Origin of the sequence: Acidovorax sp. YS12, from assembly GCA_021496925.1 — a bacterium.
Lineage (GTDB): Bacteria > Pseudomonadota > Gammaproteobacteria > Burkholderiales > Burkholderiaceae_C > Paenacidovorax.
Genome location: CP053915.1, coordinates 3,653,048 through 3,675,949, shown reverse-complemented (window position 1 = coordinate 3,675,949; position 22,902 = coordinate 3,653,048). Strand labels below are relative to the sequence as shown.

At 67.1% G+C, this 22,902-nt stretch carries 23 protein-coding genes; 7 read left to right on the top strand and 16 right to left on the bottom strand.

The window, feature by feature from the left end:
- Positions 1–6 precede the first annotated feature (6 nt).
- The 3 genes from YS110_16535 to YS110_16525 all read left to right on the top strand — a co-directional run bounded on the left by YS110_16535 (position 7) and on the right by YS110_16525 (position 5,176).
- Positions 7–3,162: an efflux RND transporter permease subunit gene (locus YS110_16535; protein ID UJB66247.1), complete on the top strand. Its 3,156-nt coding sequence runs from the start codon at positions 7–9 to the stop codon at positions 3,160–3,162.
- Positions 3,155–4,567 carry an efflux transporter outer membrane subunit gene (locus tag YS110_16530; GenBank protein UJB66246.1) on the top strand — a complete coding sequence of 471 codons (1,413 nt, stop codon included), beginning with the start codon at positions 3,155–3,157 and terminating at the stop codon, positions 4,565–4,567. The genes YS110_16535 and YS110_16530 overlap by 8 nt, the downstream gene beginning before the upstream one ends.
- A gap of 84 nt (positions 4,568–4,651) precedes the next feature.
- Positions 4,652–5,176: a cytochrome c5 family protein gene (locus tag YS110_16525; protein UJB66245.1), complete on the top strand. Its 525-nt coding sequence runs from the start codon at positions 4,652–4,654 to the stop codon at positions 5,174–5,176.
- 46 nt (positions 5,177–5,222) lie between these two features.
- Here the strand turns inward: YS110_16525 and YS110_16520 are convergent, their stop codons facing one another.
- From YS110_16520 to YS110_16475, 10 genes are all read right to left on the bottom strand, one after another.
- A complete protein-coding gene (locus YS110_16520) occupies positions 5,223–5,753 on the bottom strand; it encodes a DUF2946 family protein (GenBank protein ID UJB66244.1) in 531 nt (176 codons plus the stop codon).
- Between the two features lie 154 nt (positions 5,754–5,907).
- A complete protein-coding gene (locus YS110_16515) occupies positions 5,908–6,324 on the bottom strand; it encodes a F0F1 ATP synthase subunit epsilon (protein ID UJB66243.1) in 417 nt (138 codons plus the stop codon).
- A gap of 74 nt (positions 6,325–6,398) precedes the next feature.
- Entirely contained in the window at positions 6,399–7,808 is a 1,410-nt protein-coding gene (atpD, locus tag YS110_16510) for a F0F1 ATP synthase subunit beta (GenBank protein UJB66242.1), read from the bottom strand.
- A 41-nt stretch (positions 7,809–7,849) separates the two neighbouring features.
- Positions 7,850–8,716: a F0F1 ATP synthase subunit gamma gene (gene atpG, locus YS110_16505; protein ID UJB66241.1), complete on the bottom strand. Its 867-nt coding sequence runs from the start codon at positions 8,714–8,716 to the stop codon at positions 7,850–7,852.
- An 18-nt stretch (positions 8,717–8,734) separates the two neighbouring features.
- On the bottom strand, positions 8,735–10,294 hold the full coding sequence (locus tag YS110_16500) for a F0F1 ATP synthase subunit alpha (GenBank protein UJB66240.1): 1,560 nt from the start codon (positions 10,292–10,294) through the stop codon (positions 8,735–8,737).
- A gap of 43 nt (positions 10,295–10,337) precedes the next feature.
- Positions 10,338–10,880, bottom strand: a complete 543-nt coding sequence (locus YS110_16495) for a F0F1 ATP synthase subunit delta (protein ID UJB66239.1) — start codon at positions 10,878–10,880, stop codon at positions 10,338–10,340.
- Positions 10,881–10,890: 10 nt separating this feature from the next.
- The gene (locus YS110_16490; protein UJB66238.1) at positions 10,891–11,361 is read right to left on the bottom strand and encodes a F0F1 ATP synthase subunit B; all 471 of its coding nucleotides are present in this window, start codon (positions 11,359–11,361) and stop codon (positions 10,891–10,893) included.
- Between the two features lie 37 nt (positions 11,362–11,398).
- Complete coding sequence (gene atpE, locus YS110_16485) at positions 11,399–11,650, bottom strand: F0F1 ATP synthase subunit C (GenBank protein ID UJB66237.1); 252 nt, start codon at positions 11,648–11,650, stop codon at positions 11,399–11,401.
- A 48-nt stretch (positions 11,651–11,698) separates the two neighbouring features.
- The gene (gene atpB, locus YS110_16480) at positions 11,699–12,562 is read right to left on the bottom strand and encodes a F0F1 ATP synthase subunit A (GenBank protein UJB66236.1); all 864 of its coding nucleotides are present in this window, start codon (positions 12,560–12,562) and stop codon (positions 11,699–11,701) included.
- A gap of 22 nt (positions 12,563–12,584) precedes the next feature.
- A complete protein-coding gene (locus YS110_16475; protein ID UJB67494.1) occupies positions 12,585–13,058 on the bottom strand; it encodes an ATP synthase subunit I in 474 nt (157 codons plus the stop codon).
- Between the two features lie 239 nt (positions 13,059–13,297).
- Between YS110_16475 and YS110_16470 the strand changes: the two genes are divergently transcribed.
- The 3 genes from YS110_16470 to lipA are packed head-to-tail and all read left to right on the top strand — an operon-like array spanning position 13,298 to position 15,296.
- Positions 13,298–13,603, top strand: coding sequence for a DUF493 family protein (locus YS110_16470; protein UJB66235.1), 306 nt, complete (start codon positions 13,298–13,300; stop codon positions 13,601–13,603).
- 7 nt (positions 13,604–13,610) lie between these two features.
- Positions 13,611–14,303 (top strand): lipoyl(octanoyl) transferase LipB, encoded by a 693-nt coding sequence (gene lipB / locus YS110_16465; GenBank protein UJB66234.1) that lies wholly within the window; start codon positions 13,611–13,613, stop codon positions 14,301–14,303.
- Positions 14,304–14,315: 12 nt separating this feature from the next.
- Positions 14,316–15,296: a lipoyl synthase gene (gene lipA, locus YS110_16460; GenBank protein UJB66233.1), complete on the top strand. Its 981-nt coding sequence runs from the start codon at positions 14,316–14,318 to the stop codon at positions 15,294–15,296.
- An 82-nt stretch (positions 15,297–15,378) separates the two neighbouring features.
- On the opposite strand, the gene YS110_16455 is transcribed toward lipA, so the two are convergent.
- The 4 genes from YS110_16455 to YS110_16440 all read right to left on the bottom strand — a co-directional run bounded on the left by YS110_16455 (position 15,379) and on the right by YS110_16440 (position 19,117).
- Positions 15,379–16,041, bottom strand: a complete 663-nt coding sequence (locus YS110_16455; protein ID UJB66232.1) for a membrane integrity-associated transporter subunit PqiC — start codon at positions 16,039–16,041, stop codon at positions 15,379–15,381.
- 184 nt (positions 16,042–16,225) lie between these two features.
- Positions 16,226–17,185, bottom strand: a complete 960-nt coding sequence (locus YS110_16450; GenBank protein UJB66231.1) for an MCE family protein — start codon at positions 17,183–17,185, stop codon at positions 16,226–16,228.
- 3 nt (positions 17,186–17,188) lie between these two features.
- Positions 17,189–17,989 carry an ATP-binding cassette domain-containing protein gene (locus YS110_16445; protein ID UJB66230.1) on the bottom strand — a complete coding sequence of 267 codons (801 nt, stop codon included), beginning with the start codon at positions 17,987–17,989 and terminating at the stop codon, positions 17,189–17,191.
- Positions 17,990–19,117 (bottom strand): ABC transporter permease, encoded by a 1,128-nt coding sequence (locus YS110_16440; GenBank protein UJB66229.1) that lies wholly within the window; start codon positions 19,115–19,117, stop codon positions 17,990–17,992.
- A gap of 222 nt (positions 19,118–19,339) precedes the next feature.
- On the opposite strand from YS110_16440, the gene YS110_16435 reads away from it, so the two are divergent.
- Positions 19,340–21,019, top strand: coding sequence for a GMC family oxidoreductase N-terminal domain-containing protein (locus YS110_16435; protein UJB66228.1), 1,680 nt, complete (start codon positions 19,340–19,342; stop codon positions 21,017–21,019).
- A gap of 19 nt (positions 21,020–21,038) precedes the next feature.
- Here YS110_16435 and YS110_16430 read toward each other — a convergent pair whose 3' ends face one another.
- Positions 21,039–21,350: a hypothetical protein gene (locus YS110_16430; protein ID UJB66227.1), complete on the bottom strand. Its 312-nt coding sequence runs from the start codon at positions 21,348–21,350 to the stop codon at positions 21,039–21,041.
- Between the two features lie 19 nt (positions 21,351–21,369).
- Positions 21,370–22,713 (bottom strand): ammonium transporter, encoded by a 1,344-nt coding sequence (locus tag YS110_16425; GenBank protein UJB66226.1) that lies wholly within the window; start codon positions 22,711–22,713, stop codon positions 21,370–21,372.
- Positions 22,714–22,902 lie beyond the last annotated feature (189 nt).

Genomic DNA, 22,902 nt, shown 5'->3' with positions numbered 1-22,902 from the left:
CGCTCCATGGCCAAGTTCTTTATTGACCGCCCCATCTTTGCATGGGTGATCGCGCTGTTCATCATCGTGCTCGGCATTGTTTCGATCAAACAATTGCCGATCGCGCAATACCCTCCTGTCGCCCCGCCCACCATCGTGGTCAGCGCGGCATATCCTGGCGCCTCGGCCCAGACGCTCGAAGACAGCGTGCTGTCGGTGATCGAGCGCGAAATGAATGGCTCGCCCGGGCTCATCTACATGGAGTCGGTTGCTCAGGCGGACGGCTCCGGCAGCATCACCTTGAGCTTCCAGCCCGGCACCAACGCCGACTTGGCCCAGGTGGACGTGCAAAACCGGCTCTCGCGGGCCACCCCGCGCCTGCCGGCGGTGGTGACGCAGCAAGGGGTGCGCGTTGACAAATCGCGCTCGAACTTCCTGCTGTTCGCCATGCTGTCGTCCAAGGATCCGGCGTTCAACACCGTCGCGCTGGGCGACTACGGCGCACGCAACGTCGTTCCCGAACTGCAGCGCTTGCCTGGCATCGGGCAAGCACAGCTGTTCGGCGCGGAACGCGCCATGCGTATCTGGATCGAGCCGACGCGGCTGACGGGCTACCAGCTCACCCCGGCGGATGTCACGGCGGCGATCCGCGCCCAGAACGCGCAGGTGGCCAGCGGCACCATCGGCGATCTGCCCAACGTGGCAGGGCAAGGCATCTCCGCCACGGTGGTGGTCAACGGCCAGCTCACCTCGGTGGAACAGTTTGGCGACATCGTGCTGCGTGCCAACCCCGATGGTTCCACCGTCCGGCTGAAGGATGTGGCGCGCATCGAACTGGGCGGCCAGGCCTATGCCACCTCTGCCCGCCTGAATGGCGAGCCTGCGGTGGGCATTGGCGTGCAGCTCTCCCCCACCGGCAACGCCCTGCAGGCCGCGAAGGACGTTCGCGCCAAGATGAAGGAGCTAGAGCACTATTTCCCCAAGGGCGTGGAATGGTCCATCCCCTATGACAGCTCGAATTTCGTCGACATCTCCATCACCCAGGTGGTGCACACCCTGCTGGAAGCCGTGGCGCTGGTGTTTCTCGTGATGTTCCTGTTCCTGCAGAACTGGCGCTACACGGTGATTCCAACCATCGTCGTGCCGATTGCCCTGCTGGGCACCTTCGCCGTGCTGCTGGCACTCGGTTTCTCGATCAACGTGCTGACCATGTTCGGCATGGTGCTGGTGATCGGCATCGTCGTGGACGACGCCATCGTGGTGGTCGAGAACGTCGAACGCATCATGAGCGAAGAAGGTCTGCCCCCGCTGGAAGCGACGCGCAAGGCCATGCGCCAGATTTCGGGCGCCATCATCGGCGTGACCGTGGTGCTGATCTCCGTGTTCGTGCCGCTGGCTTTCTTCGCCGGCTCCACCGGCAATATCTACCGCCAGTTCTCCACGGTGATGGTGGCCTCGATCAGCTTCTCGGCGTTCATGGCGCTGTCGCTGACACCGGCGCTGTGCGCGACGCTGCTCAAGCCCGTGGAAGCAGGCCATCACCACGAAAAGAAAGGCTTCTTCGGCTGGTTCAACCGGGGCTTCAGCCGCACCGCGAAAACCTACGAGGGCATGGTGGCCCGCATACTCCAGCGGGCCGTGCGCTACCTGGTGATCTACGCCGCCATCGTGGGCGCCGTGGCCGTCGTCTACACGCGCCTGCCGACTTCGTTCCTGCCGAATGAAGACCAGGGCTACATCATCGTCAACGTGCAGTTGCCTCCAGGCGCCACCCAGGAGCGCACGCTGGCCGTGATGCAGCAGGTGGAAGGCTTCGTCCTCAAGCAGCCGGAAGTCAAGAGCATGGTGGGCGTGCTGGGCTTCAGCTTCTCTGGCCAAGGCCAGAACGCCGCCCTGGCCTTCGTGACGCTCAAGGACTGGGCCGAACGCAAAGGCCCCGAGCACTCTGCCGAAGCCCTGGCGGGCCGCACCATGGGTGCCTTGATGGGTGTGCGCGACGCCTTCATCTTCGCGCTGAGCCCACCGCCCATTCCTGAGCTGGGCGCGGCTTCCGGCTTCACCTTCCGCCTGCAGGACCGCAGCGGCGCGGGACATGAAGCGCTGGTCAACGCGCGCAACCAGCTCCTGGGCATGGCATCGCAGAGCAAGATCCTCACCCAGGTCCGTCCGGACGGGCTGGAAGACGCGCCGCAGTTGCAGATCGACATCGACCGCGACAAGGCCAACGCCCTGGGCGTGCCTTTCGATTCGGTCAATTCGGCGCTCTCCACGGCATTGGGTTCGAGCTATGTGAACGACTTCCCGAACCAGGGCCGCCTGCAGCGCGTCGTGGTGCAGGCTGACGCCCCCGCACGCATGCAAGAAGGAGACCTGCTGCAGATCAACGTGCGCAACAGCCAAGGCCAGCTCGTGCCGCTGTCCTCGTTCGCCAGCGTCCGCTGGATCAAGGGCGCGCAGCAGACCGTGCGCTACAACGGCTACCCCGCGATGCGCATTGCCGGCGCGCCAGCCCCTGGCTACAGCACCGGCGCCGCCATGGCCGAAATGGAAAAGCTGGCTTCCCAGTTGCCGGCGGGCTTCGGCTTCGAATGGTCAGGACAGTCGCGCGAGGAAAAGCTCGCGGGCGCGCAAGCGCTCATCCTCTACGGCTTCGCCGTGCTCGCCGTGTTCCTGTGCCTGGCGGCACTCTACGAGAGCTGGTCGATTCCGCTCGCCGTGATCCTGGTGGTGCCCCTGGGCGTGCTCGGGGTGCTGCTGGCGACGCTGCTGCGCAGCTACTCGAACGATGTGTACTTCCAGGTGGGGCTGATCACCGTGATTGGCCTGTCCGCGAAGAACGCCATTCTGATCATCGAGTTCGCGAAAGACCTGCAAGCGCAAGGCAAGAGCGTCATCACCTCGGCGCTGGAAGCGGCGCATCTGCGATTCCGCCCCATCATCATGACCTCGCTCGCCTTCGGCCTCGGCGTGCTGCCGCTGGTGATCGCATCGGGCGCCGGCTCCGCAAGCCAGCGCGCGATCGGCACCGGCGTGCTCGGCGGCGTGTTCACGGGGACCGTGCTGGCCGTCGTTTTCGTGCCTGTGTTCTTCGTCATCGTGCGCTCGCTCTTCAAGGGCAGCACACGCCAGCAGGAACTGAACCGGCGTCATGCCGAAGAAGTGGGGATTTCCGCCCATGAATAAAACCCTCGTCGCCCCGATCGCCCTGGCAGCCCTGCTGCTGGGCGGCTGCTCCTTCATCCCCACCTACGAGCGCCCGCAAGCCCCGGTGCCCGCGTCCTACGCCCATGCCGGCGCATCCGCCGCCGCCGCGGCCAGCACGGATTGGCAGGACTATTTCACCGACCCGCGCCTGCAGCGGCTGATAGACGCCGCCCTGGCCAACAACCGCGATCTGCGCGTCGCTGCCCTGGCCATCGAGCAGGCGCGCGCGCAGTTCCAGATCCAGCGGGCAGCGCAATGGCCATCGGTCGGCGTGGGCGCCACGGCCTCCCGCGCGCCCAGTGCCAGCACGGGCACGCTCACCAATACCTACAGCGTTGGCGGCGTGCTGTCGGCCTGGGAACTGGACTTCTTCGGCCGCCTGGGCAGCCTGAAGGAGCAGGCCCTTGCGCAATACCTGGCCAGCGAAGAAGGGCGCAAGGCCTTGCAGGTCAGCCTCGTGGCCGGCGTGGCCAATGGCTGGCTCGCGCTGCAGGCGGACGAAGAGCTGCTCGACATCTCGCGCCGTACCCTGGCCACGCGCGAGGACTCCCTGGCGCTGGCCAAGATGCGCCGTGACGTCGGCCTGGCCTCGGACCTGGACTACCGCCAGGCCGAGTCGCTGACCGAAGCCGCGCGTGCCACGCTGGCGCAGCAGCAGCGCCAGCGCGCGCTCGACGAAAACGCCCTGGCCTTGCTGCTGGGGCAGCCGGTGCCCGACGACATTCGCGCCAGCCTGGCGGGCAGCCGCCTGGCCGCCACGCCGGCCATGGCCGATTTGCCTGCGGGGCTGCCCTCGGACTTGCTCACCCAAAGGCCGGACATCCGGCAGGCCGAGCAGCAGTTGATCGCGGCCAACGCCAGCATCGGCGCGGCGCGCGCGGCCTTCTTCCCCAGCATCACGCTCACGGCCCAGGCAGGCACGGCCAGTACCGAGCTATCGGATCTGTTCAAGAGCGGAACCTGGGCGTTCACGCCGACGGTGTCGGCACTGCTCCCGGTATTCAATGCCGGACGCAACCAAGCCGCACTAGAGGCCGCGAAGGCCGGCCGCGAGATGGCGGTGGCCCAGTACGAGAAAGCCATTCAAAGCGCCTTCCGGGAAGTGTCCGATGCCCTGGCCAGCCAAAGCCTGCTGGCCGAACAATCGCGCGCCCAGCAAGCCCAGACCACTGCAGAGGCAGAGCGGCTGCGCCTGTCCGACCTGCGCTACCAGAATGGCGTGGCCAGCTACCTCGATCTGCTCGATGCGCAGCGCTCGCTGTTCGCGTTGGAGCAAGCCGTGGTGCAGGTGCGCCTGGCGCAGCTGCAGAACCAGGTGCAGCTTTACAAGGCCCTGGGTGGCGGCTGGCGCGAGACGGCTCCCGCGGGGAAAAGCGCCTCCTGAGCCCGCGCGGCCCTGAAAGGGCTGCGCGGGGCACAGATATAATCAAAGGCTGTTACAAAAACGCCCCCGATCACAGAGGAAACCATGACAGACCCACAGCAAGAGGGTGCGCACACCGGCCCCATCAAGTCGCCACAACAAGTCCTGCTGGCAGGTTTCTTCTCTTTCGTGGTTCCCATCTTCGTCATCATCGCCCTGGTGACGTTCGTCGTCTCCGGTGACAAACCCGCGCCCAGCGGGGTGAATGCGGAAAAGGCCAAGGCCGAACGCCTTCAGAAGGTCGGCATGGTGGAAATCCGCAATGCCAACCGGCCGCTGCGCACCGGCGAGGAGGTGTTCAAGGGCCAGTGCGCCGCCTGCCATGCCACCGGCGCAGCAGGTGCCCCGAAGTTTGGCGAAGCCGCAGCCTGGGCACCGCGCATCGCCACCGGCTTCGACGCCCTGGTGCATTCCGCACTCAAGGGCAAGGGCGCCATGGCCCCGCAGGGTGGCGGGGACTTCAACGACACCGAAATTGCCCGTGGCGTGGCCTACATGGCCAACGCCGCAGGTGCTAGCTTCACCGAGCCGGCACCTCCGGCCGCAGAGGGCGATGCCGCCGCGAAATAATCGCTGGCACGCGCAAAATTCCCAAGCCGGCCAAGCGCCGGCTTTTTTACGCCCGTTGCAAGGCTTCGGGACTGCGCACAAAGCCGTAATGGCCCGGCAAGTCTGACGCCGCCACGTCGATGGGCGCCAGCCAGCGCCCTTGCTCCAGTGCCTGCGCGAAGGCAGGAACGTCCAGGGAATGCACCAAGCCAACGCCCAGCGCCGAAACCAAGTAGACCCGCCCTTCCTCATCCAGCAAACAGCGATCCGGCGCTACCTCCTGGCCGGTATGGGCCCGCACTACGCCATCGCAGCCAATGCGGTAGATGAAGGGCGTTGCCTCCAGCTCGACATACACGCGCTGCGGGCCATTCTGAAAGAACCAGCAACCGCGCGCATCGGCATCGTAGTTGCGCCCAATGAAGCCGATCAGCTTCTCATGCGCCAGCTTCTGGCCCCTGGCCTGGGCAAACGGGCCACTGGCCTGGGTGGCGGCATCGCGCAGATACCAATGCCCGCGCGCATCCAGCCCGAGCCAGCCATAGCAGTCCGGCACATTCGGCCATTTGGCCAGTGCCTGTTTCACGATGTCATCCATGGACGCTATTGTGCACAAGGGCGCGACACGCTTCTCATTTGATAGCTGCTAGCGCTTGCCAGTATTGGCTTTGAGCCCGATTTGCCATGAAAAAACCCGGCCTGGGCCGGGTTCTTCCTTGGCAACCGTGCGCACGCACGGCGCAACGGGCTTTTCAGCGCTTCTGGCGGAACTTGCGCAGTGCGGCAATCTGGGCTGCCATGATGGCCAGCTCGGACTGGGCGCGCGCCAGGTCGATCTCGCTCTTGGCGTTCTTGAGCGCTTCCTCGGCCGCAGCCTTGGCTTCGCGGGCCTTCTGGTCGTCCAGATCCTTGCCGCGGATGGCGGTGTCGGACAGAACGGTCACACAATCGGGCTGCACTTCCAGGATGCCACCGGCCACAAAGACGAATTCTTCGCTGCCGTCGGCCATCTCGATGCGCACCGAGCCGGGCTTGATACGCGTGATCAGGGGCGTGTGCTTGGGCAGGATGCCCAGCTCGCCAGCCTCGCCCGGCAGGGCGACAAAGCGCGCCTGGCCGGAGAAGATGGACTCTTCGGCACTGACCACATCGACGTGGAGGGTATTCATCGTTGCTCCTCAGAAAAAGCGGGGACTGGGTTCGATGTGCCGGCCGCCAGGAACCAACCCGGCGGCCTGCTGCATCAGGACGCCAGCTTCTTGGCCTTTTCGAAGGCTTCGTCGATGGTGCCGACCATGTAGAAGGCCTGCTCGGGCAGGTGGTCGCACTCGCCGTTGACGATCATCTTGAAGCCACGGATGGTTTCCGACAGCGGCACGTACTTGCCAGGCGAGCCCGTGAACACTTCGGCCACGTGGAACGGCTGCGACAGGAAACGCTGGATCTTGCGGGCGCGGGCCACGACCAGCTTGTCCTCGGGCGCCAGTTCGTCCATGCCCAGAATGGCGATGATGTCGCGCAGTTCCTTGTAGCGCTGCAGCGTGCCTTGCACGTCGCGGGCCACCTTGTAGTGCTCTTCGCCCACCACTTGCGGGTCGAGCTGGCGGCTGGTGGAGTCCAGCGGGTCCACGGCGGGGTAGATACCCAGGGCGGCGATGTCGCGCGACAGCACCACGGTGGAGTCCAAGTGGGCGAAGGTCGTGGCGGGCGACGGGTCGGTCAAGTCATCGGCGGGCACGTACACGGCCTGGATGGAAGTGATCGAGCCGACCTTGGTGGAGGTGATGCGTTCTTGCAGGCGGCCCATTTCCTCGGCCAGCGTCGGCTGGTAGCCCACGGCGGAGGGCATGCGGCCCAGCAGGGCGGACACTTCGGTACCGGCCAGCGTGTAGCGGTAGATGTTGTCCACGAAGAACAGCACGTCGCGGCCTTCGTCGCGGAACGACTCGGCGATGGTCAGGCCGGTCAGCGCCACGCGCAGACGGTTGCCCGGGGGCTCGTTCATCTGGCCGTAGACCATGGACACCTTGGAATCGCCCAGGCTCTCCAGGTTCACCACGCCGGAATCGGCCATTTCGTGGTAGAAGTCGTTCCCTTCACGGGTACGCTCGCCCACGCCGGCGAACACGGACAGACCCGAGTGCGCCTTGGCGATGTTGTTGATGAGCTCCATCATGTTCACGGTCTTGCCCACGCCCGCGCCACCGAACAGGCCCACCTTGCCGCCCTTGGCGAACGGGCAGACCAGGTCGATCACCTTGATGCCGGTTTCGAGCAGTTCCTGCGAGGGCGACAGCTCGTCATAGGCGGGCGCCTTGCGGTGGATGGAAGCCGTCAGGGCCTGGTCCACGGGGCCGCGCTCGTCGATGGGGTTGCCCAGCACGTCCATGATGCGGCCCAGGGTGGCCTTGCCCACGGGCACGGTGATGGGGTTGGCGGTGTTGGTCACCATGATGCCGCGCTTGAGGCCGTCGGACGACCCCAGGGCAATGGTACGCACCACGCCGTCGCCGAGCTGCTGCTGCACTTCCAGCGTCAGGGCCGAGCCGTCGAGCTTGAGGGCGTCGTACACCTTGGGCATCTGGTCGCGCGGAAACTCCACGTCCACCACGGCGCCGATACATTGAACAATCTTGCCTTGCACTTGAGCCATTTGATTTGCTCCAAAAATTTAAACCGAGACCGCGAGGCGGCCTAGACGGCTGCGGCACCCGCGACGATCTCCGAAAGTTCCTTCGTGATCGCGGCCTGGCGCGTCTTGTTGTAGACCAGCTTGAGCTCGTTGATGACGTTGCCAGCGTTGTCGGTGGCGGCCTTCATGGCCACCATGCGGGCAGACTGCTCGGAGGCCATGTTCTCCGCCACTGCCTGGTAGATCAGCGACTCGACATAACGCACCAGCAACTCGTCGATCACGGCCTGCGCATCGGGCTCGTAAATGTAGTCCCAGCTCGGGCCGGACTTGTCGGCCTGCATCCGCTCGGAGGACAGCGGCAGCAGTTGCTCCACCACCGACTCCTGCTTCATGGTGTTGATGAACTTGGTGTAGCTCAGGTACACCGCGTTGATCTTGCCTTCGGCGTAAGCGTCCAGCAGCACCTTGACGGGGCCGATGAGCTTCTCCAGATGCGGCGTATCGCCCAGGCTGGTGACATGGGCCACCACCTTCGCGCCAACCCGGTTCAGGAAGCCCAGGCCCTTGTTGCCAATGGCAACGGCCTGCGTTTCGACACCCTGGGCCTGCAGTTCGCGCAGCTTGGTCGTCACCGCGCGCAGCACGTTGGTGTTCATGCCGCCGCACAGCCCCTTGTCCGTCGTCACCACGATGACGCCCGCCGCCTTGGCGTCGTTCGTCTTCATGAAGGGATGCACGTACTCGGGGTTGGCCTCGCCGAGATGGGCGGCAATGTTGCGCACCTTCTCGGCAAAGGGACGAGCAGCGCGCATGCGGTCTTGCGCCTTGCGCATTTTGGACGCGGCCACCATTTCCATGGCCTTGGTGATCTTCTTGGTGTTTTCCACCGATTTGATCTTGCCGCGTATTTCCTTGCCTGCTGCCATGAGGGCTCCTCGTCCGGTTTAAGCGAACGTCTTCTTGAACGACGTGATGGCTTGCGTCAGCTCGGCCTCGTCCTTGCCTTCCTTGTCGAAGGCGCGGTTGCTTTCCAGGCGCTCCAGCAGGGCGGCGTGGCTGGTCTTCAGGAACTGGTGCAGGCCGGATTCGAAGGACAGAACCTTCTTCACGTCCACATCGTCTAGGAAACCCTTGTTCACGGCGAACAGCGTGGTACCCATCAGGCTGATGGGCAGCGGGCTGTACTGCGGCTGCTTGAGCAGTTCGGTCACGCGGGCACCGCGGTCGAGCTGCTTGCGCGTGGCATCGTCCAGATCGGAAGCGAACTGCGCGAACGCAGCCAGTTCACGGTACTGCGCCAGGTCGGTACGGATACCGCCGGACAGGCCCTTGATCAGCTTGGTCTGCGCTGCACCGCCGACGCGGGACACCGAGATACCGGCGTTGATGGCAGGACGGATACCGGCGTTGAACAGGCTGGTTTCCAGGAAGATCTGGCCGTCGGTGATCGAGATCACGTTGGTCGGCACGAACGCGGACACGTCGCCGGCTTGCGTTTCGATGATCGGCAGCGCGGTCAGCGAGCCGGTCTGGCCCTTGACTTCACCCTTGGTGAAGGCTTCGACGTAGTCGGCGTTCACACGGGCAGCGCGCTCCAGCAGGCGGCTGTGGAGATAGAACACGTCGCCAGGGTAGGCTTCGCGGCCCGGCGGGCGGCGCAGCAGCAGCGAGACCTGGCGGTAGGCCACGGCCTGCTTGGACAGGTCGTCATAGACGATCAGCGCGTCCTGGCCGCGGTCGCGGAAGTATTCGCCCATCGTGCAGCCGGAGTAGGCCGACACGTACTGCATGGCGGCGGATTCCGATGCGGATGCAGCCACGACGATGGTGTAGTCCATGGCGCCGGCCTGTTCCAGGGCGCGCACCACGTTCTTGATCGACGACGCCTTCTGGCCGATGGCGACGTAGATACACGTCACGCCCTGGCCCTTCTGGTTGATGATGGCGTCGATGGCCACGGCGGTCTTGCCGGTCTGGCGGTCGCCGATGATCAGCTCGCGCTGGCCACGGCCGATCGGCACCATGGAGTCGATGGACTTCAACCCGGTGGCCAGCGGCTGGTCCACGGACTGGCGTGCGATCACGCCAGGGGCGACCTTCTCGATCACGTCCGTCATCTTGGCGTTGATCGGGCCCTTGCCGTCGATCGGCTGGCCCAGGGCGTTCACCACGCGGCCCACCAGTTCGGGGCCCACGGGCACTTCCAGGATACGGCCCGTGCACTTCACGGTGTCGCCCTCGGAGATGTGCTCGTACTCGCCCAGAATCACGGCGCCGACCGAGTCGCGCTCCAAGTTCAGTGCCAGGCCGAAGCTCGGCTGGCCGTCGCTGCCGGCGGGGAATTCCAGCATTTCGCCCTGCATCACGTCGGACAGGCCATGCACGCGCACGATACCGTCCGTCACGGACACCACGGTGCCCTGGTTGCGGATGTCGCTGCTGGCGGCCAGCCCTTCGATGCGGCTCTTGATGAGTTCAGAAATTTCTGCGGGATTGAGTTGCATGACTCTTTCCTTCTTTCTTTAATTAGCCCAGACCTCCAGCCGCTCAGGCCGTGAGGGCCGCTTTCATTTGTTCCAGACGGGCCTTGACCGAGGTGTCGAGCACCTCGTCGCCCACCACCACGCGGACACCGCCGATCAGCGCCTCGTCCGTTTGCACGGTGAGGTTGAGCTTGCGGCCAAAACGCTTGTCCAGCGTGGCGCCCAGCTCGGCCAGGGCATTGGCATCCAGCGGGAAAGCGCTGTAGACCACGGCATCGGAACTGCCATTGCTCTGGTTCACCAGCGCGCGGAATTGGGCTGCGATTTCAGGCAGCGCCTGCACGCGGCCGTTGTCGACCACGGTGCGCAGGAAATTTTTGGCCATCTCCGGCAGAGCCGTGCGGGCCACGCCCGTGATAACGCCGAGCACCTGCTCGGGAGTCACCTTGGGGTTGTCTGCCAGTTGGCGCAATTGAGGGTTGGCGGCAATCGCCGCCAGCTCGTCCACCCAGGCGGCGGCGCCGTTCAGGTCGGCACCGGCGGCGCCAGTGCAAGCCTTGTACAGCGCCTCGGCGTAAGGGCGTGCAATGGTGGCGAGTTCAGCCATGTTGCGTTCCTTACAGCTCGGTCTTGAGGCGGTTCAGCAGATCGGCATGGACACCGGCGTTGATTTCCTTGCGGAGAATCTGCTCGGCGCCCTTGACTGCCAGCACCGCCACCTGCTCGCGCAGGGCTTCGCGGGCGGCAATCGCTTGCTGCTCGGCTTCGGCGCGGGCCGCGGCGACGATCTTGTTGCCTTCGTCGCTGGCGCGGGCCTTGGCCTCTTCGATGATGGCCTGTGCGCGGCGCTCGGCATCGGCCAGGCGCGTGGCGGTTTCGTTGCTGGCGGCTGCCAGTTCCTTCTTCACGCGCTGGTCGGCAGCGGCGAGTTCGGACTTGGCCTTGTCGGCAGCGGCGAGACCATCGGCGATTTTCTGGGCTCGCTCATCCAGCGCCTTCGCGATCGGGGGCCACACGAAGCTCATCGTGAACCACACCAGGATCAGGAAGACGATGGCCTGAACGAACAGGGTCGCGTTGATACTCACGGCAACACCTTTCTATCGTTGGCGTTGATCGGAGTGCTTAGGCAGCCAGTTGGAAGGGGTTGGCGAACGCGAACAGCAGGGCGATGGCCACGCCGATCAGGAAAGCGGCGTCGATCAGACCGGCCAAGATGAACATCTTGGTTTGCAGTTCGTTGATCAGCTCAGGCTGGCGAGCGGAAGATTCCAGGAACTTGCCGCCCATCAGAGCGATACCGATCGAAGCGCCGATAGCGCCCAGACCCACGATCAGACCACAAGCCAGAGCGACGAGACCGAGAATGTTTTCCATGATGACTCCTAGGGATGAAAAGAAAGGTTGAAAAAAGGAAAGGAAGGATCAGTGAGCTTCATGCGCCTGGCCGAGGTAGATCAGCGCAAGCATCATGAAAATGAAGGCTTGCAGGGTGATCACCAGAATGTGGAAGATCGCCCAGATCGAGCCTGCAATGATGTGCCCCACGGGGAGCAACACACCGGAAAGCGACATGGCAGCCGCGCCACCCATCAGGGCGATCAGCATGAACACCAACTCACCAGCGTACATGTTGCCGAACAGCCGCATGCCATGCGACACGGTCTTGGCAACGTATTCAATGATCTGCATGAGCAGATTGACCACGCCCAGGATCAGGGCGAAGACGGGATTCTTGCTGGTGCCGAACGGCGCGGTCACCAGTTCGTGCGCCCAGCCGCCCACGCCCTTGATCTTCAGGCTGTAGTAGAAGCACAGGATCAGCACGGCGAAGGACAGGCCCAGCGTGGTGGAGAGGTCGGCCGTGGGCACGACGCGCAGGTAGGCGTGGTGGTCGCCCTGGGCGCCTTGCCACAGCAGGGGCAGCAGGTCGACGGGCAGCATGTCCATGGCGTTCATCAAAAAGATCCAGACGAACACGGTGAGGGCCAGAGGCGCGATGAACTTGCGGCTCTCGGCGTTGTGGATGTTGGCCTTGGCCTGGTTGTCCACCATTTCGACAAGGATCTCGACAGCGGCCTGGAAGCGCCCCGGCACGCCGGAAGTGGCGCTCTTGGCGGCGCGCCAGAACACGAACAGCGCCAGCAGGCCCAGGATCAGGCCGACGGCGATGGAGTCGTAATTGATGACCGAGAAATCCACGATGGACTTCTGCTTGATGTTCTGGAGGTGCTGCAAGTGGTGAACGATGTATTCACTGGCAGTCGGTCCGTGCGCTTCTGCGGCCATTGCTTACTCTTCTCTCAAAAAATCAATCGGTTTTTCGGACACCGGGCCGCACCTTCAGCGCCACCCAGTAAGTTTTCATCGTCACGACCATGCCGACCAGCAAGGCCAGCCAGCTCAAATCCCTGACCAGCCGCGGCGCCGCCGCCAGCATGGCGACGGTGAGCACGAGCTTGGCCAGCTCCCACACGAAGAACCTTGCCATGGCGCCCCCCGCGTTGGCGGAGCCGCTTTGGCGCGCCACGCCACGCGCAAACAGGGCAGCGGGAACCACTACCGAGAGTGCGCCATAGCCAGCGGACCATGCCACGGAAGGCTTGCCGGAGAACAGCCACGCCAAGACGGCGACGGCCACTCCCACCAGCGCCTGACCTGCCACGATGCGCCAAACGGAAACCGGCGGATTGCGGCGGCGCCATTCCTGGGCCTCTTGGGCCGTCAGGGGCTTGAAGTCAGGTTCTTCGTCCTCAGCTTCAGTCTCATGGGCAAGGTTGTTCATCTTCTTGGTGCCCACGCTTGTATCAGACCGAAACGACAAAACCGCGCGATTATAAGTAAAAACCCGAGACGCTCGGCAAGGTTTTGGCGCGCCCGCACAACGCCGGTGCGCCACATGCCTGCGCACCACGCTTGCGGTGCCCGCCGCTGCCCGCCCCCGGTGCGCCTCCGCGCATGCAGCCCAATCGCCCGTTGGCGCACAATCCACGGGCGCCAGCAGCTATTGATTTGAAAGCACGTATGACCTCCGCCCCCTCCACCGCCAACGGCTCCGCCCCCGATCCGCGCAAGGATTCGCTGATCGAATACCCCTCGCAGTTCCCGATCAAGGTGATGGGCCTGCAGCAGGACGGCTTCGTGCACGCCGTGACCGACATCGCCCACCGCTTCGACCCCACGTTCGACGCCAGCGGCATCGAGCTGCGCCCCAGCAGCGGCGGCAAGTACCTGGGCGTCACCATCACCGTGACCGCCACCAGCCGGGAACAGCTCGACGACCTGTACCGCGCGCTCACCGCGCACCCGCTGGTCAAGGTCGTCCTCTGAGCTGACCATGGACATCCGCATCCTGGGCCGCACCGACTACCGCGCCACGGTGCAGGCCATGCAGGACTTCACTGCGGAGCGCACCGACGATACCCCCGACACGCTCTGGATTTGCGAGCACACACCGCACTACACACAAGGCCTGGCGGGCAAAAGCGACCATATCCTGAACCCCGGAGCCATTCCCGTGGTGCCCACCAACCGCGGCGGCCAGGTCACCTTCCACGGCCCGGGCCAGGTGGTGGCCTACCCGCTCATCGACCTGCGGCGCGCTGGCTACTACGTGAAGGAATACGTCTACCGCATCGAGGAAGCCGTGATCCGCACCCTGGCCGCCTACGGCGTCACGGGCCACCGCGTGGCCGGCGCGCCGGGCATCTACGTGCGCCTGGACGACCCGGGCAGCCACGCCATGCTGCCCCAGCGCCCGCAACGCCGTGAGGGTGCGCTCGCCCCCCCCGCGCCGGACTTCACCGGCCTGGGCAAGATCGCCGCGCTGGGCATCAAGGTCAGCCAGCACCGCACCTACCACGGCGTGGCCCTGAACGTCGCCATGGACCTGGCGCCCTATGCCCGCATCAACCCTTGCGGCTACGCGGGTCTGGCCACGGTCGATCTTTCTACAATCGGCGTCCACACCACATGGGACGAAGCCGCCGCACGGCTGGGCCACCAGCTCGCCACGCGCCTGTCCCCCTGAACCGCCAAGGCCATGAGCACCTCCGACGTCGTGCGCGAAGCGCAATCCACCGCTGACTACAACCCGCTGGCCAAGCAGAAGGCCGCCGCCAAGCTCTCGCGCATCCCGATCAAGGTCGAGCGCGGCGAGGTGCTAAAGAAGCCCGAGTGGATCCGCGTCAAGGCCGGTTCGCCCACCACGCGCTTCTACGAAATCAAGGACATCCTGCGCGCCAACAAGCTGCACACCGTCTGCGAGGAAGCCTCGTGCCCGAACATCGGCGAATGCTTCGGCAGCGGCACCGCCACCTTCATGATCATGGGCGACAAGTGCACGCGCCGCTGCCCGTTCTGCGACGTGGGCCACGGCCGCCCCGACCCGCTGGACCAGGACGAACCCGGCAACCTGGCGCGCACCATCGCCCAGATGCGGCTGAAATACGCCGTCATCACCAGCGTGGACCGCGACGACCTGCGCGACGGCGGCGCGGGCCACTTCGCCGCCTGCATCCAGCAGATCCGCGAACAATCGCCGCGCACGCAGATCGAGGTGCTGGTGCCCGACTTCCGCGGCCGCGACGACCGCGCGCTCGCCATCCTCAAGGACGCGCCGCCCGACGTGATGAACCACAACCTGGAAACCGTGCCGCGCCTGTACAAGGAAGCGCGCCCGGGCGCCGACTACCAGTTCTCGCTGAGCCTGCTGCAGAAGTTCAAGGCCCTGGTGCCGCAAGTGCCCACCAAGAGCGGCCTGATGGTCGGCCTGGGCGAGACCGATGAGGAAATCCTGCAGGTGATGCGCGACATGCGCGCGCACGGCATCGAGATGCTGACCATCGGCCAGTACCTCGCGCCCAGCAACAGCCACCTGCCGGTGCGCCGCTACGTGCACCCCGACACCTTCAAGATGTTCGAGGCCGAGGCGCACCAGATGGGCTTCTCCCATGCCGCCGTGGGCGCCATGGTGCGGTCGAGTTACCACGCCGACCAGCAGGCACACGCCGCCGGGGTGTAACCCCCCTCGGCCCCTGCGCCGTCAGTGCCCTGCAAAAAAGGCCGCATCAGCGGCCTTTTTTATGCGTCCCCAGCCACAAGCCTCAGCGTTCCATCCCCTGCAACCATTGCGCCAGTTCCCCGGCGGCCTGGTCGGCCGCTTCGGCCAGGGCGCGCACGCCTCCGCCGGCATCGGCGCTGGGCGCGGGGCGCTGCACCACGAACACGCGCTGGCCCAGCAGGCGCTCGCCGCCGGGCACCGGCTCGGCCAGGGTGGCACGCAAGCGCAGCAGGCCGCTGCTGCGCTCGGGACTGGCGAAGACCTGGCTGAATTCCTCCAGGTCCAGGCGCAGCACCACGGGCGGTTTGTCAGAACCCGGGGCCAGCGGGCGATCCAGCGGCTGGACGATGGCGCGCTGCTCGCCCAGGCGCTCGCGCAGGCGCTGCAGCACCAGGGCCGTGGGCGGCTGACTCCAGCGAGCCAGCTGGTAGGGCCGTAGCTGCTGCGCGTCGGCATAGGCCAGGCGGTACACCACGGCGGTGCCGCTGCCCGCCCCGCCGGGTGCTTCCATGTCGGCCAGGGCCAACGCGGGCAGGCCCGTGGCGGGCGCGGCGGGCGCCGTGGCGGGGCCGGGCCCCAGGTCGTAGAGCTGGGGCCGCGCCGGGGGCTGCGGCAGCGCGCCGCAGCCGGCCATGAAAATAGTGCAAAAAACGGCCGCAGCGCTTATGCAGCAAGCGCGAACAGCTATCAAAAGATGAGTTTTCATGGAGCGGTTCCTTCGATGTCAGTTTTCCACGGCGCTGCGCGCCACCCGCAGCGCCTAAAACTGGCGCGCCCCAGGCCAGGCAGCCGCGGAGCTGGCTTTGCCAGGCCGCTGGCTGCGTCCCCCTCCCGCAGCGCGCAGCGCTGCGAGAGAGGGGGAAGGCGCCGAAGGCGACTCAGGGGGTGCTTCATTTGAAACCAGGCTCGCCCGGGCCCGGCTGCGGCGTGCCCGGGCCGTAGAGCAGGGATTGCGGGTTGTCGGCCATGCCGTCGGCCACGCGGCCGAACTGGCGCGCGGCGCGCGCAGCCTCATCGCTGGCGCGGTTCACGCGCGGCAGCGTGGCGTCGCTGAACTTGTCGGCCGCACGCGCCAGGGCGCGGGTGCTTTGCTCGATCTGTTCCAGCGAGCCGCCCGGCGCGTACAGGCGGCGCGTGGTCTGGCCCAGGCCGTCGGCCGCTGCCGATGCGCTCTGGCCAGCCTGTTGCAGCGCCTGCAGCGTGGCGCGCGCGTCCTGCGCCAGTCCGGGCACGGCGGCCAGGGCTGGGTCCAGGCGCAGGCGCACGGTGGCGTCAAGCCGCTGGCCGAGCTGCGCGATCTGCCCGGCAGCGCTGCCAATGTTGTCCAGCGCCAGGCTGAAGCGTTCCTGGTTCTCGTCGCCGAGCAGGCGGTTGATGCGTTCGGCGGCGGCTTGCAGTTGCGCCACCACGGCCGGGCCTTGTTCGGCCATCTTGGTCAACGACGAGGCCTGAAGCGGCAGGCGCGGCACGCCGCTGGGGCCAGTCGGCTGCACCGGCAGGGGCTGCCCGGCATCGTCGAGCAGCACGTGGGCCAGGCCCGTCACGCCCTGGTAGCCAAGCACGGCGAAGGTGGTGGGGCGGATGGGGGCGTCGGCGTTGACGGCGATGTGGATCAGCACATTGCCGTGCACCAGCGGGTCGAAGCCGATATCCGTCACCTTGCCGACGGCCACGCCCTTGTAGCGCACGCTGGCCTGGGGCTGCAGGCCGCTGACGCTTTCCTTGCTCGACAGCTCGTACAGCGTGTAGCGCGTGTTGTCGCGCGTGAGCCACAGAGCGAGCGCGGCGAGCAGCGCCGTCACCACGATGAGAAATGTGCCCGCGGCCAGGGCATGGGCCTTGTTTTCCATGGTTCAAGCCTCCGGCGGCACGGCGCCATGCACGGGCGCCATGGCCCGGCGGCCGCGCTCGCCCTGGAAGAAATGGTGGATGAAGGGGTGGTCGAACTGCGCCACTTCCAGCGGCGCGCCGTCGACGATGACGCGCTTGTCGGCCAGCACGGCCACGCGGGTGGAGAGGGCGAACAGCGTGTCCAGGTCATGCGTGACCATGACCACGGTGAGGCCGAGCTGCGCGTGCAGCTCGCGCAGCAGCGCGCAGAAGTCATCGGAGCTGTTGGGGTCGAGCCCTGCGGTGGGTTCGTCGAGCAGCAGCAGCGGCGGGTCCATGATGAGCGCGCGCGCCAGCGCCACGCGCTTGACCATGCCGCCCGACAGGTCGGCCGGCATGCGCGTGGCGTGCTCGGGCTTGAGGCCGACGAGCTGCAGCTTGGCCATGGCGGCGTCGCGCACCAGCGCATCGGGCAGGGTGCCCAGCTCGCGCAGCGCGAAGGCGATGTTGTCGAGCACGTTGAAGGCCGAGAACAGCGCGCCTTGCTGGAACAGCATGCCCACGCGGGCAGCAGCGCCCTCCCCGCTCATCTCGGCCGCCGGGCGGCCCAGCACCGTGACGCTGCCGCGCGAGGGCTGCAGCAGGCCCAGCATCTGGCGCAGCAGCACCGTCTTGCCGGTGCCCGAGCCGCCGACGAGCGAGAGCATTTCGCCGCGCTGCACGGTGAGCATCAGGTCCTGGTGCACGGCGAAGGCCGACTCGCCCTTGCCGAAGATGGACCACAGGCCCTCGATGCGCACCACGGGTTCGGAGGACGCCTGCATTCAGACTCCTACGTTCTTGAAGAGGATGGCGAACAGCGCATCGACCAGGATGACCACGGTGATGGCGTTGACCACCGAGGCCGTGGTGCCCTCGCCCAGGCTCTGCGTATTCGGCTTGACGCGCAGCCCCCAGTGGCAGCCGATGAGGGCGATCATGACGCCGAACACCGCCGACTTGCCCAGCGCCAGGTACAGGTTGGACACCTGCACCGCGCGCGGCAGCGCCTGGGCGAAGTAGGCCGGGGTGATGCCCATGGTCAGGTCGGCCGCCAGCATGCCGCCGGCCAGCGCGGCCAGCGTGGTCCACACGCTGATGAGCGGCATGGCCAGCATCAGCGCCAGCGCGCGCGGCAGCACCAGGCGAAAGCCCTGCGGGATGCCCATGACGCGCATGGCGTCCAGCTCCTCGGTCACGCGCATCACGCCGATCTGCGCCGTGATGGCCGAGCCCGAGCGCCCCGCCACCAGGATGGCCGCGAGCATGGGCCCCAGCTCGCGGATCAGCGAGATGCCCAGGATGTTGACGATGAACGATTCGGCGCCGAACTGGCGCAGCTGCAGCGCCATGAGGTAGGCCAGCACCACGCCGATGAGAAAGCCCACCAGCGCGGTGATGGGCAGCGCCGTGGTGCCCATGCGGTACAGGTGGCCGGAGAGGTCGCGCCACGGCCCGCGCCGCGGCGCGCGCGCCAGGCGCAGCACGTCGAGCCCGAGCTGGCCGACGAGCTGCACGAAAAAGCGCAGGTGTTCCATGGCGTGCAGCACCAGCTCGCCCAGGCGGTGCACCTGGTCCATCAGGCGCCAGGGGGGGCGCGGCGGCGGCGGCGCCACGCTCAGGCGCGCCACGCGCTCCAGCATGGCACGGTGCGCGTCGCCGGCCACCAGGCGCTCGGGCCAGGCGCGGCCCCAGTGGTTCCACAGCAGTTGCGCGCCCACGTGGTCCAGCCACTGCAGGCCGCTCAGGTCCCAGCCCAGCCCAGGCGCGGGTGGCAGCGCGGCCAGCTGGCGGCGCAGCACGCGCCATTGCGCGCGCTGGCCCAGTTCGGCGGCGCCCCAGCGCCCCTGCAGCACGGCGCACGGCCCGTCGGGCGTGTCGGTGCGGAGCAGTTGGGGAAGGGGAATATGCATGCCGGTCAGAGTGCCAAAGGTGCGCAGGATAACCGCCCCGGCGGCCATGCTGGCAAGCACGAAAGTGCGCGCGGCGCGTGAAATTAATATCAAAAATGGCCGTAGCGCCCGCCAATAAAGCGCCAGCAGCTATTTAAACAATAGCATCCTGGGATTACCCGCTCGACAGCCGCACGCTGCTTTGCACAATGGCGCGGCACTCCCATTTCCCTTCGGCACCCCATGAGCGACACCCACTTCGACTACATCATCATCGGCGGCGGCACCGCCGGGGCCCTGCTGGCCAACCGGCTCAGCGCCGACGCGCGCAACCGCGTGCTGCTCATCGAGGCCGGACGCAAGGACGACTACCACTGGATCCACATCCCCGTGGGCTACCTGTACTGCATCGGCAATCCGCGCACCGACTGGCTCTACCAGACCGAGCCCGACGCCGGCCTGAACGGGCGGCGCCTGCGCTACCCGCGCGGCAAGGTGCTGGGCGGCTGCAGCAGCATCAACGGCATGATCTACATGCGCGGCCAGGCCCGCGACTACGAGCAGTGGGCCCAACTCACCGGCGACGACACCTGGCGCTGGGACAACGTGCTGCCCGCCTTCCGCCGCCACGAGGACCATTGGCGCCTGGACCAGCCCGGGACGGCGGACGACGCCTTCAGGCGCCTGCACGGCAACCGCGCCACCGGCAGCACGGGCGAGTGGCGCGTGGAGCGCCAGCGCCTGCGCTGGGACGTGCTCGACGCCTTCGCCCTGGCGGCGCAGCAGGCCGGCATCGCGGCCACCACGGACTTCAACGGCGGCAGCAACGAGGGCGTGGGCTACTTCGAGGTGAACCAGAAAAGCGGCTGGCGCTGGAACAGCGCCAAGGCCTTCCTGCGCCCGACCTGCTATGGCCGCCCCAACTTCGAGATGTGGACCCTGGCGCAGGCCACGCGCCTGGTGGTCGAGACGCAGCCCGACGGCAGCCGCCGCTGCACCGGCGTGCATGTGTGGACCGGGCAGGAACTGGTGCACGCGCGGGCGGCGCGCGAGGTCATCCTGAGCGCGGGCGCGGTGAACTCGCCGCAATTGCTGCAGCTCTCGGGCATCGGCCCGGCGGCGCTGCTGCGCCAGCACGGCATCGACGTGGTGCACGACCTGCCCGGCGTGGGCGCCAACCTGCAGGACCACCTGCAGATCCGCTCGGTCTACAAGGTCAGCGGCGTGCCCACGCTGAACACCATGGCGAATTCGCTGTGGGGCAAGGCGCGCATCGGGCTGCAGTACCTGCTCTCGCGCAGCGGGCCGATGAGCATGGCGCCGTCGCAGCTCGGCGCGTTCACGCGCTCCGACCCCAGCCAGCCCTACCCCAACATCGAGTACCACGTGCAGCCGCTGTCGCTCGACGCCTTCGGCGAGCCGCTGCACGGCTTCCCGGCCTTCACGGCCAGCGTGTGCAACCTCAACCCGACGAGCCGCGGCACGGTGCAGGTGCGCAGCCCGCGCTTCGAGGACGCGCCGGCCATCGCGCCGCAGTACCTCTCGACCGAGGAGGACCGCAAGGTGGCCGCCGACAGCCTGCGCGTGACGCGCCGCATCGTCGCGCAGGGCGCCATGGCCAAGTACCAGCCCGAGGAATGGAAGCCCGGCGTGCAGTACCAGAGCGACGAGGACCTGGCGCGCCTGGCGGGCGACATCGCCACCACCATCTTCCACCCCGTGGGCACCACCCAGATGGGACGCGACGGCGACCCGCAGGCCGTGCTCGACAGCCGCCTGCGCGTGCGCGGCATCGCCGGGCTGCGCGTGGTGGACGCGGGCGCCATGCCCACCATCACCAGCGGCAACACCAACGCGCCCACGCTGATGCTGGCGGAAAAGGCCGCCGAGTGGATCCGCGCCGACCAGCAGGCGGGCGCGTAGCCGTCAGCGCATCAACGCATCAGCGAATGCCGCCCACGTAGCGCGGCACCCCAGGCGCGGCGCGCGCGGGCCGGGGCGGCGGCACGGGCGGCTGCTGCGCCGGCGCGGCCCCTTCGCCCATGGCGTGGGCCAGCTTGTCGGCCCACTCGACGAGTTCCGGCGCGCCATCCGCGAGCCCGCGCTGGCGCGCGAAGCGCACGATGGCCTGGGCGTACTCGGCGTTCGCGGCCATCCATTCGGTGTCGGTCACGCGCCCGGTCTTGCGGCGCAGCAGCACGTGCAGGTGGGCAGCAATGGCCAGCCTGCCCTCGGCCGGTGCATGGTTGTTCATGGCAATCCACCTCCTTCGTTCAACTGCCCAGGTGCTCGCGGTGCTCGGCGATGTCCAGCCCCTCCAGTTCGCTGGTTTCATCCACCCGCAGCGGCACCACTTTCCCGGTCAGCCACAGCAGCAGCGCCGTGCCCACCAGGCTGAAAATCATCACCGTCCCCACGCCCACGGCCTGGGTCAGCACGCTCGCCTCCACGCCCGACACCGTGCGGCTGGCGAAAACGCCCGTGAGCAGCGAGCCCACCACGCCGCCGATGCCATGCACGCCGAACACGTCGAGCGAATCGTCGGTATGCAGCCAGCGCTTGAGGCCCGTGGCGCCCCAGTAGCACACCAGCCCGGCCACCACGCCAATGGCCAGCGCGGCGCGCGGCGTCACGTAGCCGGCGGCCGGGGTGATGGCCACCAGCCCCGCCACCAGGCCCGAGCACAGCCCCAGCAGCGAGGCGCGGCCGCGCACCACCCATTCCCCGGCCATCCAGCCCAGCGCCCCCGCCGCCGCGGCGATGTGCGTCACCGCCAGCGCCAGGCCCGCGCGCCCGTCGGCCGCCAGCGCCGACCCCGCGTTGAAGCCGAACCAGCCCACCCAGAGCAGCGCCGCGCCCACCATGGTCCAGCCCAGGTTGTAGGGCGCGAAAGGCTCCCTGCCATAGCCGCGCCGCTTGCCCAGCAGCCACGCGCAGGCCAGCCCCGCCATGCCCGCGTTCACGTGCACCACGGCACCGCCCGCGAAGTCCAGCGCCCCCAGGCGCGCCAGCCAGCCCCCGGGCTCCCACACCCAGTGCGCAACGGGCGCGTAGACGAACAGCGTCCACAGGCTGATGAAAATCACCAACGCGGAAAAGCGCATGCGCTCGACGAAGGCGCCCACCACCAGCGCCGCGGTGATGACCGCGAAGCTGAGCTGGAACATGGCGTACACCGCCTCCGGCACGTGCGGCGCGATGTGGCTCACGGCCACCAGGCGCGCGCCCAGGTCGTAGTCCAGGCCCGCGAGCCCCATGCGGCCGATGCCGCCTATCCAGGCCGAGCCCGGCGTGAAGGCCCAGGAGTAGCCCGCCACGAACCACCACACGCTCACCACGGCCGCGATGGCCACCACGCTGGCCATGGTGTTGAGCACGTTCTTGCGCCGCACCATGCCGGCATAGAACAGCGCCACGCCCGGCAGCGTCATCAGCAGCACCAGCACGGTGGCGGTCATGAGCCAGGCCGTGTCGGCCCCGCTGATGGCATCGAACGGCACCAGCGCGGGCGCCGTGGGCGCGGCCGTGCCGCCCTGCGGCGCCTGCGCCCACCCCGGCGCCAGCGCGCCCAGCCACATGGCCCCTGCTGCCCCAATCCTGCGTGGCACCTCCCGCATGGTGCATTCTCCTGTTCTGGTTGCTGACGCAGAAGATTCCGCAAGAGGCATGCCAGCCACATCAGGGGCCGATCGCCCCGATCCGGGGGGGCGGGAAACCACCAATGCACCAAGCAAGTGCGAGCCGTTACAGTCACGCCACTCTATAGCGCACTGCGGTGTGCATGAGAGGAGCCCGAGGAGACATCT